Source organism: bacterium SCSIO 12643 (genome assembly GCA_024398135.1).
Classification (GTDB): domain Bacteria; phylum Bacteroidota; class Bacteroidia; order Flavobacteriales_G; family Salibacteraceae; genus CAJXZP01.
Genome location: CP073750.1, coordinates 897481 through 912996 on the forward strand (window position 1 = coordinate 897481; position 15516 = coordinate 912996).

Below are 15516 nucleotides of genomic sequence, written 5' to 3' on the forward strand. Positions count from 1 at the left end.
ATTAAATAAAATATCACCCTAGAAATAGCGATTTCATTCACGATGCAATCTATTTAACTATTCGGTATATTATCAAACAAACTATGTTAATAATATAGTTTTGATTTTGTATATACTCTATTCAATTAGTTAAATGAATAAATATTGCATAAGATCACACAAATATGAAAATCGCTACGCCTATTAAACTACTTTTATTTACATGTCTTTTTTTTCCTCTCCATGCAATTAGTCAAACGACTATATTGAATGAAAATTTTTCTGGAGGAAGTTTACCTTCCGGATGGACCAATACAGACCATGCCGGAACTGGTGATGTATGGTTATTTAACGATCCTGACAACAGAAATATAAGCGCTGGAAACTTCTCCGGTGATTATGCTATTTTGGACAGTGATTATTATGGCAGTTCATCAAATCAGGATGCATCTTTAGCCACCCCTACATTTGATGCCAGTCCATACTCTACTGTTACTTTAAGTTTCGATCATCAATATAGAGATTATAGTTCTCCCGAATCTTGTGAAGTACAGGTATATAATGGTTCAAGCTGGACCACTGTAGTAAGTTATACTACCGGAGATGAAAACTACTCTGGTTCAGATTTAATCACTTTAGATATTACCTCAGCAACCAATGGAAGCTCAAACGCAAGAGTAAGATTCCGCTACTCAGGAAATTATGACTGGTGGTGGGCTATTGACAATGTCAATATCACAGGTACATCCCCGGATGTTGTTGCTTCGCCAAAAGGGCCGGGTGGAATTGGTTCTGATGATGGAACATCAGGATTAAAGCTATGGTTAGATGTGAATACTATTTCAGGTACTAACAATTCAACTATTACCAATTGGACAGATGCTTCAGGGAATAATTTCAACTTTTCTGTAGGGAATGGAGCTACGTTTATTGAATCTGCACAAAACGATTATCCTGCATTTAGATTCAATGGAACCTCTTCGTATTTCCAGCGCGCATTTACTTCAGATTTGACTCCTACTTCGTTTACCATTTTCTCAGCAAACAAAGTGAATTCCAGTAATAGATATAAATGTGTTATTTCTAATAGGGATGACCCTTCCGGAACAGCAACTGCAGGTTTCATATTATATTCCAGACCCAACACAAACTATTGGGATTTTTGGACCGGAAGATCTTCCGGAGCATGGCAAACAAACTCTGGTGGAACATCTACGGCAGGTAGTTGGGCCAGTCAGATGATCAGATATGATGGAGCTACTAACAATAAAATATTAGATATCAATGGCTCATTTGATGCTTCAAATACGCATACAATGACACTAAATCCATCTCAGCCCATTCGTGTTGGAGCCGGACGAAATGAATTCTCCCCTGATTACTATTTTAATGGTGACATTGGTGAAATCATCATGTTCAACACCGTATTGAGTGAGGTAGAAGAAATTATCATTAACAATTACCTTTCTGCAAAGTACGCTATTGCTCTTTCAGCTAACGATTATTATACACAGGATAATTCCGGATCAGGAAACTTCGATCATCATGTAGCTGGTATTGGTCGTGCAGCTGATGGATCACTTCATAACAATTCTCAAGGTACCGGAATCGTTAAAATCAACAATCCTTCTGATCTCAACTTTGATGAATTCCTTTTCTGGGGTGAAAACACGCTAAACTCTTCTTATGGATTCTCTACTTCTTCGGATTACACCGAAAGACAATCCAGCACCTGGAGAGTCAGTAAAAGAAATGACCTCGGTACAGTCTCTGTTTCTGTGGCTGCTACCGATCTCGATCTTACTGGAAAACAAAGCTGCGCCAATCTTTACCTTGTCGTAAGTAGCTCTTCTTCGTTCGCTTCAAAAACTTCCTATCCTATGACTTTAAGTTCTGGGGTTTATACCGCTGATAATGTTTCTTTCAATGATAACGACTACTTCACCTTCGAATACATCGATCAAATCGTTGTCGATAACTCTCAGTTCTACAATGGTGCTGGTACTTCCAGTGTACCTAACATTACCAATGCCTGTTATAAACTTCTTGTAAAAAGTTCTGCTACCGGTGCTCTTCCTATCTCAGAAAACGCTGAAGTTAGAGAAATCGAAGTAGAAGCTGGTGGAATACTTACCATCAACTCCGGTATCTATCTTTCTTTAGCTGGAGATATCGTAAATAATGGTACCATTAACATCGAAGAAGAATCTTCCTTGATTCAAACTGGTGCTGGAACCGATAACAACTCCGGTGCAGGAGTCTATAATGTTAAACGTACGGGTAATAATTCTCCATACATCTTCAACATTTGGTCCTCGCCTATCCAATCTGCTTCTTTGACTTCCGTCTTCTCTTCTGCTAATCCTTGTGACATCTTTGTATTTGACAAAGACCTACAAGCATGGAAATATGATTTTGCAGCCGGATATTCTACTACTTGTAATGGAAACAGTGTCACCTTCGGTGCTTCTCATGTAATCTCCGGAGGGGATGGAATCATGGATGTTACTGGCGGATACTTTGTCCCTGGTGATCCAACTGCACTGAAAACTTACAACGGAACTATTAACAACGGAACACTTAATAAAGCTATCTCTACAACAACTTTAGGTAATCCGGGAGGAACTGACTGGGCAGATGATGACTGGAACCTACTTGGTAATCCTTATCCTTCTGCTTTAAGTGCCACCGCTTTCTGGAATGAAAATGCTGTGAGCAACTCCAGAATCACTGATGCATTATACTTCTGGGATGAAGCTGATACCACTGGGGGATATAATCAAAACTCTGATTATGCTTCATGGAACCTCTCAGGTGGAGTTAACTCTGGTAACTCTGCGAAAGAACCTTCCGGGAATATTGCCAGTGGACAAGGGTTTTGGGTCGTTGCCAATGCCAATACAAATGTAGTATTCAATAACAGCATGAGAACTTACAACAACTCTCAGTTCTTTAAAACACAGCAACAGATCAACCAACACAATGCTTGGATTAGTTTTACTTCTCCTTCAAAATATCAGAACAACATTCTGGTAGGATACAATCAAACCACTACTGATGCTGAAGATTTGGGTTATGATGCACACAAACTGGTGGGGAACTCTCATGTAAGATTTGCGTCTTACATCGGCACTGATGAATATGTCATTCAATCTGTCGCTCCTCTAAGTATTGGAGATTCTAAAGTTATTCCTCTGGTGGTATTCTCTGATGAATATGGCACTCACCAGTTTGAAGAATACAAAAGAGAAAATCTCCCAAACAACTTTGAAATCTACATTAGAGATAAATTTCTGGGGTTAGATCACAATCTGGCAAATGGTCCTTACAATGTTGATCTAAATCCAAATGTAGAATACAAAAGTCGTTTTGAGTTGGTCTTCAAATACAAAATGCAACAATCTGGTGGTGGCTCAGGATCTAAAGGTGGTGGTACTGTAACTTCTGTCGAAAAAAATATCGATCCGGATTTTAAAGTCTTACAAGATCAAAATACAATTACAATCTCCCACCCGAATGGAATCAATGGAGATGTAACTATCATTGATATCACTGGTAAGGTTCTATTCCAAAAGCAAAATGTGAAAAGTAACAATCTTCAGATTCAATGGCACAATTTTGCCGCTGGTTCTTACTTTATCAGTATCCAAAACAACAACCAAAGATCATTTTTTAAACAAATCATAAAACCTTAATCAAATCAATTGCGTATAGGAATTAGTTATAATACATATTTAGTCACTTAATAGTTATAATTATGGGATCTACAATCACTAACAAACTACTACTCATTCTACCTATTATTTGCACACCCGTACTTCTTTATGCTCAGGATGGGCCTGGCGGCATAGGTTCTAAAGATGGAAGCAGCAATCTAAAAGTATGGCTTAATGCGGATGACATTAATGCCAACGATGATTATACAGACAACCCCTCAAACAACGCTAAGGTTTCTACCTGGTATGATTTAAGTGGGAATTCTAACGATTATTCAAGTTCTGGTAATAATAGACCAAAATTTAAAACGAGCGGCTCACTAAACTACCTAAGGTTCAATGCTTCAAGTTCATCTGCGAAATATATGTCTGGCCCATCATCCGGAACGTATAGTGACGCAAGTGCCTATTTTGTGGTAAAGCCAATTAACAGCGGTCTTAGTAGCACGTTATTTGATGGCCCCTCCTACTCCTTGCGTGTTGAACAATATTCCAACACTAATAAAGTAGGCTATACACGTTATGGAGTTACGGACTATTCTTCTTCTATTAGTTCTCCATATGGAATCCGTTCTATTTTTTCTTTCCATAAACCAGGCGGTTCATCAACCATCTCCATTCGTGTAAATGGAAGTGAGAACTTTGTAAATATGGGATTAAGTTCAGCAGGATTTCCATATGACAGAATCGGAAAAAACAGCTCTGGTGCAGATGAAGCAAGTGGTGATTTTTTCGAAGTTATATTATTTAACGATGAACTCTCAGCAGTTCAAAAAGTCATTATTGATAATTACTTAAGTTCTAAATACGGTAACATTAGCATTATCAATGACTATTATTCACAAGACAATGCATCTGCCGGAAGCTTTGACTACCACGTTGCTGGAATTGGGAAAGCAACTGATGGGTCTTCCCATACTACTTCAAAAGGCTCTGGTATTGTGACCATTAGTAATCCTTCAGATCTACAAAATGATGAATATCTTTTTTGGGGAGAGGATACCAAAACTTCTACTCATAGTTTTACTACATCTGGCAATTATACCGAAAGGCAAAACAGTACATGGAGAGTTAGTAAAAGAAATGATATCGGGTCGGTTACTGTTGCAGTAGATGCAACAGATTTAGATTTATCCGGTAAACAAAGTTGTGCGGCTTTATATATGGTTGTAAGTAGCTCGTCTTCTTTTTCTTCTAAAACAAGATATCCAATGACCTTAAGTTCTGGCACCTACACTGCAACTGGGGTTTCCTTTAATGACAATGATTATTTTACGTTCGAGTATTTTGATCAAATAGTTGTGGACAACTCACAGTTCTATAATGGTTCTGGAAGTTCAAGTGTGCCAAATACAACAGATGCTTGCTACAAACTCCTCGTCAAAAACTCTGCAACCGGATCCTTACCACTTACTGAGAATGCGGTAGTACGAGAAATTGAAGTAGAATCAGGAGGGGTGTTAACTATCAACTCAGGAATCTATGTTTCACTTGCTGGGGATATCGTAAATAACGGGACTATTAATATTGAAGAAAACACATCTTTAATTCAAACCGGGTCAGGAACTGATAACAATTCAGGTTCTGGAATATACAATGTTAAACGTGCAGGGAATAATTCATCATTCATTTATAACATTTGGGCGTCTCCTATTCAAGCCGCTACTTTAACATCCGTATTTAGTAGTGCGAACCCATGTGATATTTGGACATTTGATAAAGATAATCAAGCCTGGAAATATGATTTTGCAGCTGGATATTCTACAACTTGTAACGGCAATAGTGTCACATTTTCTGCTACAGATGTAATCACAGGTGGTGATGGTATTATGGATATTGGTGGAGGTTATTTCGTACCTGGAAACCCTACAGCATTAAAAACCTACAATGGTGATATTAATAATGGAGATATTCAAAAAGCCATTACAACTACTTCGCTAGGTAATCCTGGAGGAACAGATTGGGCTGATGATGATTGGAACCTATTAGGTAATCCTTATCCCTCTGCTTTAAATGCCACAGCATTCTGGAATGAAAATGCGGTTAACAATTCTAGAATTACAGACGCACTTTATTTCTGGGATGAAGCTGATACTTCTGGCGGTTATAATCAAAACTCCGATTACGCTTCATGGAATCTATCCGGAGGGGTAAATTCAGGGAACTCATTAACTATTCCAGGGGGGAATATCGCAAGTGGTCAAGGTTTTTGGGTGGTTGCTAACACCAACACAAACGTGGTTTTTAATAACAGTATGAGATCCAGCAATAACTCACAGTTCTTTAAAACACAAAAGCAAATTAATCAGCATAATGCATGGGTCAGCTTTACTTCTCCTTCAGGATATCAAAACAATATTCTTGTCGGATATAACCAGACTACCACTGATGCATTTGATGTGGGATATGATGCCCACAAACTCGTGGGGAATTCACATGTCAGATTTGCCTCTTACATCGGTACAGATGAATATGTTATTCAATCTGTGGCTCCATTGAGTATTGGTGACTCTAAAACTATTCCTTTAGTTGTTTTCTCGGATGAAGCCGGACTTCATGAATTCAACGAATATAAGAGAGAAAATCTACCTGGCGATTTCAAGATCTTTTTACGAGACAAAACATTGGGTATCGACCACAATCTTGTAAATGGGCCGTATAGTGTCGACCTCTTAGCTAATACAGAATACAATAATCGATTTGAACTTGTATTCAAAAACGAAATTCAACAATCAGGGGGGGGGGCTGGTTCTAAAGGTGGAGGAACAGTAACTTCAATTGAAGATACTAAAGTTGTAAAATTCAAATTGGTCCAAAATTCGGAATCACTAACCATATCCCATCCGGATGGAATTAATGGTGATATCATGGTCATTGATATCACTGGAAAGATATTGTTCCACGATTCCAATGTATTCAACAAAAATAGTATCAGTATATCCTGGAGTGACTTCTCAAGTGGGGCATATTTTATCACAATTCAAAACAATGAGCAACGGGTTTTCTTCAAGCAAGTTGTTAAATAGTTAATAGAAAAAAGACCTTCAAATGAAGGTCTTTTTTTATGCCCAAAATCTATAATCGACTTACCTCGACTCCTCTCATCCCTGATCATGTATTTTTAACTATAATTCAATTCATTTCGATAGAAATTCAATAGTATCAAGGGTTTGTAAGAAAACTTTCAACCTTTTTCAATATTGAGTAATTCAGCCCAATTCGTTATGCAACTCACTACATTTGGACAATGGCTCTCCACTTTTTGGGCTCATTTTGAACAAAAAAGTCACACGTATTTAACACACAGATATGAAAAACACACTACTGCTATTCACCGTAATTTCCCTCTTTTTTATATCAAACCTGAACGCAGCAAACCGCTACTGGATTGCTACCTCAGGAAGTAATTGGAACAACACCAATAACTGGTCTACGTCAAGTGGTGGATCAGGAGGAGCATCGGTTCCTACTATAGGAGATCGCGTATACTTTGATCTAAGTGGTCCGGGTAATTGTACTTTAGATATTCCGGTTACAGTTGATGGGATCACCATGACCGCCAATTATTCCGGCACTCTAGAACTTGCTGGTTTTAGTTTCAATCCAACAGTTTCAGGTTCCGAACATTGTTATTTCCGTGGAGGGACAATCACAGACACACCTGGAACCTCATCTGTTTCTTTCACTACTACTGGTATTAGCCATTTTAGCGGAACCACATTTAATGCGCCTATCAATATCGTTGCTGGTAGAGTACGATTTAGTGGTGGTACTTTCAACAACCCGGTGACTGTAGAAGACAATGGGTCATCTTCAACAACTGGTGCAGGTGGTTGTACGTTCAATTCAACATTAAAGGTAACCAATTCTGGTACCAGTTATTTCTTAATGGGACAAACTAATCCTGATATTTTTAATGATAACGTCACTCTAATTAATACGAGTACCAGCCGTATTCGTATCGCTTACGCTTCTGCTGGAAACCAATTCAATGGAAACATCATTATTGGATCTACGGGAGGTAGTGGTATCTATATTGGCGAAAATGGAGGACAATCTACTCTGGCTTCAACCAAAATCATTTCAATTGACGCAGGCGGCTTTACTACAGGAGATTTAAGATTATACAATTTTGTTCAATCTGGTGCAACTGCTCAAACTATTACACTTTCTGATTCTGCAAGAATCAGGACCTATTCTGGAACTGTATTCAACGGTAATGTAAATATCACTGCTCCTAGGATTGTCTTAAATGCAACAACTTTTTCTGGAACATCTCAATTCGATAAAATCGGCTCTGGAGATGATTACTCAGGTGGAGGTAATACATTTTCAGGAAATTCTACGATTAACAATAGCAGCTCTTCCAGATTTGTTTTTGGAAATGGGAATTCTGACACTTTCAGCTCCAACCTTATTGTAAACAACTCAGGCAGTAGCCAAACTTACATTGCACACAATAGTGCAGGGAACATCATCAATGGTAACTTAACGGTAAATAATACCTCTTCTTCCGGGTCTGGAAATTATGTTTATATATCTCAAAATTCAGCGTCTACATTAACAGTTAATGGCACATCTACTTTCAATAATTTAACCTCTTCTTCTAATGGTAGAATTTATATTGGTGACAACGGAGACATTACATTTAATGATGCAGTAACTCTAAACAACAGCGCAACCGGAACCACAGGATATATATTCCTCGCTAACGGCTCAAATTCTCAAGTCTCCATTACAGGCACTACCAATATCACCAATAATGGAACAAGCACCACCAAACAGATTTTTGCAGGTAATCAAGGAGATGTTACGTTCAATGGTCCTTTAAATGTGACTAACAACTCTGGGGCAAACAACTCTGATATTATTTTAAGTGAAGGTTCAAACTCTAGTAATATCTATAATGATAATATCGTTATTTCTGCAACACATAGTAATTCTGATGGTATTCGTTTCGGTAGAAACGGAGGTACCGGAACTTTAGCAAATACGAAAACTATAACAATTGGAGGCTCAGGTTTTGTATCAGGAGAATTAAGATTAAGAAATTTCACCCAAACGGGTTCCACACCACAATCTTTAACTATAACAGGCTCTGCATTACTATACTGTCAAGATGCTTCTTTTGGTGGCAATGTGGTTTTTACAGCTCCTAGAATCTTAACACGAGGTACAACATATAGTGGAACAACAACGCTTGAAAAAACAGGAGCGACATCTGACGCTAGTGTTGGGGGGAATACATTCGTTGGAAATACAGAATTAAAAAATAGCGGATCATCATATCTTCTCATGGGAAATGGTCAGGATGATAACTTCCACTCAAACCTGATTTTAAATAATACCGGAACAAGTCATATTTACCTGGCATATAACAGTCCGGGTAATACTATTGACGGGACATTAACGATAAACAATACTTCTTCTGGTTCTTCTTCAAATATCTATTTGGCATCATCTAGTTCCAGTGTATTATCAGTCGCAGGAGTTACTAATATTTCGAATACCTCTTCTGCTACTTCCAGTAATATCTATGTTGCAAGTAGTGGAAAAATATCATTTTCTGATAACGTTAATATCACCAACAATTCAACCGGTAGCACTGGACAGATTATTATTTGTAATGACTCCAGTTCATCTATCTCATTCAGTAATCCAGTAACAATAAGTAACAATGGTGCTGGTACTACGAAACGAATTTATATAGGCAACCATGGTGATGTTACTTTTAACGGCACCTTAGATATAACCAATAACTCTAGTGCTTCGAACTCTGAAATCTATTTAAATCACAGAGCCAACAGCAGCAATGTCTATAATGATAATATCACTGTTGAGTCCACAAACGCCTCATGTGATGGAATTTGTTTCGGAGACAATACCGGAACGGGGACATTAGCAAGTACTAAAACAATAACTGTAGGCGGCTCTGGTTTCATATCGGGAAGACTTCTTTTTAGAAACTTCACTCAGGTAGGATCTACCGCACAAAACATCACATTAACGGGAACAGGGTTCTTATATAATTACAATTCAAGTTTTGGAGGCAATGTTACTTTCAAAGCTCCAAGATTTAACACCCGTGGAACCACTTATAGCGGCACTGTTCACCTTGAAAAAACAGGAGGAATTGGTGATGACTATTCGGACGGTGGAAATATCTTCTCAGGAAATGCAACTCTTATAAACAGTGGTAGTAGAGCATTGATATTTGGTAACGGAACATTAGATACTTTTTCTGCAAATGTTGCTCTTACTAACTCTGGAACCAGTTCATTATATTTTGCCAGATCTGGTGCCGGACACTCGGTAGCTGGGAATTTAAATATTACTAATTCTGCTACAGGATCAGGTACCAGTTATATCTTAGTTTGTAATCAGTCCTCAGCAACATTAAGTGTTGGAGGAAATGTAAACATGATTTCTAATGGCTCTGCTAATCAACTAAGAACCTACTTTGCTGACAATGGAAGTGCTACAGTTACCGGTAACTTTAACGTTGAAAACTCTGGTTCTGGTTCTTACTCTGTCTCGATGCTCTCAAATACCAGTACGTCATCGTTGACTATAAATGGGAACACAAATATTATCAATAACAACAATGCCTCAAACAGAAATAGAGTTTTTCTTGGCAACTATGGAGATATCATTTTCAATGGCACATTAAACATTGAAAATTATGCAGGATCCCCAGATTCTGAAGTCTACTGTAACAACCAGGCTAACAGTAGCAATCAATACAATGACAATATTACAGTTAGCTCTAAGCATGTTTCCTGCGATGGAATCTTATTCGGTAATAGCGGAGGTTCTGGCATATTGGCCAATACAAAGTCTATTACCATTCCTGGTACTGATATTGCGAACTTCATTGGGGGACAGCTTTTATTTAGAAACTTTACTCAAACCGGCACAACTCCTCATTCATTTGAATTAGCATCTACGGCATCATATATCTACAATCGCGACTCTAACTGGGGGGGTAATGTAAACTTTAAGTCTCCTCGTACTTATATGCGAAATACTACGTTTAATGGCACTTCATACATTGAAAAGACAGGAGCTTCGACTGACGACAGTTATGGTGGCAACACTTTTATTGGCAACACTGAAATTGTACTGAATAACAACGTTGGAACCGGTGGATTAACAATCTCTAATAGCGCATCAAGTTCATTTGGTGCTAATGTTATCATCAATAATAAAGGTGCCTTTAGTAATGTTCTATTGGCCAATGCTGCCGGAACGTATACGATTGGAGGTAACCTAACACTTCTTAATGAATCTACAGGAACTGGCTCACAACAATTGTATTTATCAAACAACAATTCAACAATTATTAATGTTACAGGTAACGTTACTGTAAGTAATTCTTCTTCAAGCACAAGTGGTATTCATAACATATACCTCTCAAACAAAGGATTTGTAAATATCACTGGGAATTTAACAGCTGATAACTCTGGATTGAATGGCGTTTCAAAGAACATCCAAATCGGTAATCAAGGCGACCTAACTATTGGAGGAAACTTAACAATGACCAATACTTCTACAGCTAGTACAGCTCAGTTTATTGTGGGTTATTCCTCAAGTTCAGCTGTAACTATCGGTGGCAATACCTCTCTTACTAATAATGGATCGGGTTCGAACAAGCAATGCTATTTAGGAAATTACGGAGATGTTACTTTTAATGGAGACCTGGATATTACGAATAACTCGTCTGCCTCATACTCTGAAATATACTTAAACTATAGATCTTCAAGTGCCAATCAGTTTAACGGTAACATTACTTTAAAATCAACCCATACTTCATGTGATGGCTTCTTATTCGGAGCAAACGGAGGTATAGCAACACTAGCTGCCTCCAAAACCATATCAATTCCCGGAGTAGATATTGCTAACTTTATTGGAGGAACCATTAACTTTAGAAATTTCACTCAACTGGGTAACACACCACAATCTTTAGAATTAGCTTCAACAGCAACGTATATTAGACATCAAGACTGCGATTGGGGAGGAAATGTGATTTTCAAATCTCCAAGTTTCATTACCAATAATTCTACCTATAGAGGTAGTGCATATTTTGAAAAAACTGGATCTACACATGATGTAAGTGGAGGAGGTAATACCATAATTGGGAATACAGAACTTAAAAACACAGGCACTGGATATTTTCTAATGGGGAATGGTACAGCTGATGACTTTCAGGCTAATCTGGTCATGAACAACAATAGCTCTCATAACATGTATATCGCATACAATAGTCCTGGAAATATGATTGGTGGAAACCTTACTATCAATCATAATTCCCCAAGCTCAAATACGTATACATATGTTTCCAACGCAACAAACTCAAATATCACTATATCTGGGTCTACTACTTTGAATAACAATGCAGCTGGTAGTATAGGATATATTGTTCTTGGAGATAATGGTGATGTGACTTTAAATGGTAGTCTAAATATCAATAATAATGGATCAACCGTTAATGGTCATGTATTAGTCGCAAACAACACCAATTCACAAGTTACAGTCAATGGAACTTCTTCTATAATAAACTCAAGTGCAGGCACCTATAAGCGAATTTACCTTGGAAATAGTGGAGACCTCATCTTTAATGGAGATCTCAACATCACAAATAATTCAAATGCAACAAATTCAGAAATTTACTGCAACTACAATTCTAACAGTTCTAATCAATACAATGGTAATATTTCCATTGCCAGTACACATTCTTTATCGGATGGAATTCGCTTTGGACAAAACGGAGGAAGTGGAACCTTGGCTAATTCTAAAAGCATTAGCATTGGGGGAGGCGGTTTTATTGCCGGACAATTATGGTTTAGAAACTTCAATCAAAGTGGAAACACTTCTCAAAATCTAATTCTTACCGGTACTGGGTATTTATACATAAGAAATGCAGAATGGAATGGAATTATTGACTTTAGAGCTCCTAGAGTGTTCACTAGAAACTCTACTTATAATAATGTAACATCTTTGGAGAAAACCGGTGCAAATAATGATTCATCAACCGGAGGGAATACGTTCAATGATGATGTAGTATTTAAGAATTCTGGGGCGTCATATTTTATGCCTGCTAATGGTCAAGGTAATGATTTCAATGGCAATGTTACTTATATTAAAACAGGTTCTGGTTTAATGTATCCTTCATATAATTCCGCAAGTACTTATGCTAAAAATATTACTGTTAACTCATCAACTACAGTGAGATTTGGTGCCGCAGGTAATGGTCGTACGATTTTTGATGGTAATGCTGCACAGAGTATTAATATAATTGGAGGAACACCAACACCTGAATTTAGAGATATCCAAACGAGCAATACTAGCTCAGATATCACTCTTAACACTCCAATCATTATCCTTAAAGAACTGGATTTGGATCATGGTAATATTATTACTACCTCGAGTAATGTCATTTATATGAATGATAACACGACTGTTTCCTCAGTATCGAATAGTGCATATATAGATGGACCAATAGTTAAAATTGGAAATGATGCTTTTACATTCCCAACAGGAAAAGATGGCTATTACGCTCCAATTACTATGAGTAAACCTAGTTCTTCAAGCTCAAGATTTGAAGCTGAATACAAGCATACCTCTCCTCAGACCGATGGATTTGACACAACAGCCATATCTTCTGGTCTTGATCATATATCTAACTATGAATATTGGATTTTAAATCGTTTGGCAGGATCAAATAACGTAAAAGCTACAATTGGCTGGAATAGTACCAGAAGTGGTCATATTGGTTCTGGAACCAGATGTGATCTCAGAGTAGCCAGATGGAACGGGACCAAATGGGTTAATGAAGGGAACGGTGGTGTTACAGGAAACGCTACATCCGGAACAATAATTACCGGAACTAGTGAAGACTGTACAAATTCAACTAATATTACTTCCTGGACAAATGATTACCCAATAACCATGGCTATTGATAGCAACTACATTACCTGGGATGGAAGTGCATATGATGGCGGCAGTGGATCAGGAAATGCTCCTGATAATTCAGATGCTGGACGTGTTCTAAAGGTCTACGGTTCTGGAGCATCAATTTCTTCAGATGCTTCTTTAGCTCAAATTATTGTAACAGGCACAGGAGAACTCACAATTAATAGTGGAGTAACTGTAACTGTAAGTGAAAAGGTAAATAATAACGGTGTTATTGAAATTGAAAACAACGGTTCTTTGTTACAAACAAATACTGGTGCAAATGAAAACTTAGGTTCAGGGACTTACAAGGTAAGACGCGAAGGCAATAATTTTGCTAATTCATATAATATCTGGTCCTCACCTATTCAAAATGCATCCTTAACATCTACATTCCCAACAACAAACCCATGTGACATTTGGCTATTTGATCATAACAATCAATCCTGGAGTTATGATTATGCTGTTGGTTATTCTACTACTTGTTATGGAAACCCTGTAACATTTACCGCTGCTAATGTAATTGCTGGTGGTGACGGTATTATGGATGTAGCAAGAGGATATTTTGTACCAGGAGCGGCTTCGTCAACACGTGAATACGATGGTAAAGTTAATAATGGAGATATCACTAAACCAGTTGTTACAACTTCTTTAGGAAACAATCCTAGTTGGGATCAGGATGATTGGAACCTGTTGGGCAATCCATATCCAAGTGCATTAAATGCTACCGCGTTCTGGAACGAAAATGCCGTTAATAATTCTAGAATTACAGACGCTATTTACTTCTGGGATGGAGGAGATACTTCGGCTGGATACAACCAACATTCCGATTATGCTTCATGGAATGCACTAGGTGGTGTTAACTCAGGAAACTCAGCTACCATTCCATCCGGACATATTGCAAGTGGACAAGGGTTTTGGGTATATGCCAGCTCAAACTCAAATGTTGTCTTCAACAACAGCATGAGATCTGGAAACAACAACCAGTATTTTAAAACGGAAGCACAAACAAATAACCACCTGGCATGGATTAGTGTAACATCCCCTCAAAATTACAGGAACAATATTCTAATTGGATATAATGCAAATACAACTGATTCTGTAGATCATGGATACGATGCGCATAAATTCGTAGGTAGTTCTCATATTCGATTTGCCTCTATAATAGGTAATGAAGAGTTTTCTATTCAAGGAATTGAGGCTCTGGAAATTGGAGATTCTAAAGTTATTCCATTGGCTTTATTCACTGCCGATTCAGGTCTTCATACTTTTGAAAAATACAAAACGGAGAACCTTCCTGTAAGCATTAAAATATATATCCGCGACATAAGCACTGGAGATGTTCAAGAAATTACACATAATAGTTATACTGTGTCTCTTGCTGGCAATGTCGAATACTTAAATCGCTTTGAACTTATCTTTAAAAATGAGATTGGTTCTACCGGTGGAGGAAATTCAGATAAAGGGAACCCAAATAACGGAGACACAACAGTAACCAGTATTTCTGATGTTGATCAAAATGCAAATTACTCATTACTTAGAGAGAATAACAGTTATATACTGTCTCATCAAAGTGGAATCAATGGAGATGTAAAAGTTATCGATGTTACAGGTAAAGTAATCTGGACCCAAACCAACATTACCGGAAATACTAAGATTAGAATTGATTTAGAGGCTATCAGCTCAGGTATTTACTTTATCAATGTAATTTCTAATAACGAAAGAAAATATCACTCTAAGATTATTAAAAACTAAATGATAACTATCAATCACTTCCATGTCACTCTGCGATATTGACAATGATTACGACACGAGTAAATCATTAAAATACTAAAGATGGTTAGTGAGGATTATGGGCGTTTCTTGTGGT

General features: G+C 37.6%; 3 protein-coding genes. All 3 read left to right on the forward strand.

Features of this window, described 5'->3' with window-relative positions; genetic code table 11:
• The first annotated feature begins 245 nt into the window (after positions 1–245).
• The 3 genes from KFE94_03930 (at position 246) to KFE94_03940 (ending at position 15401) form a co-directional block, all read left to right on the forward strand.
• The gene (locus KFE94_03930; protein UTW67273.1) at positions 246–3674 is read left to right on the forward strand and encodes a T9SS type A sorting domain-containing protein; all 3429 of its coding nucleotides are present in this window, start codon (positions 246–248) and stop codon (positions 3672–3674) included.
• 62 nt (positions 3675–3736) lie between these two features.
• A complete protein-coding gene (locus KFE94_03935; GenBank protein UTW67274.1) occupies positions 3737–6721 on the forward strand; it encodes a T9SS type A sorting domain-containing protein in 2985 nt (994 codons plus the stop codon).
• A 283-nt stretch (positions 6722–7004) separates the two neighbouring features.
• Positions 7005–15401, forward strand: a complete 8397-nt coding sequence (locus KFE94_03940; protein UTW67275.1) for a hypothetical protein — start codon at positions 7005–7007, stop codon at positions 15399–15401.
• Positions 15402–15516: the final 115 nt, after the last annotated feature.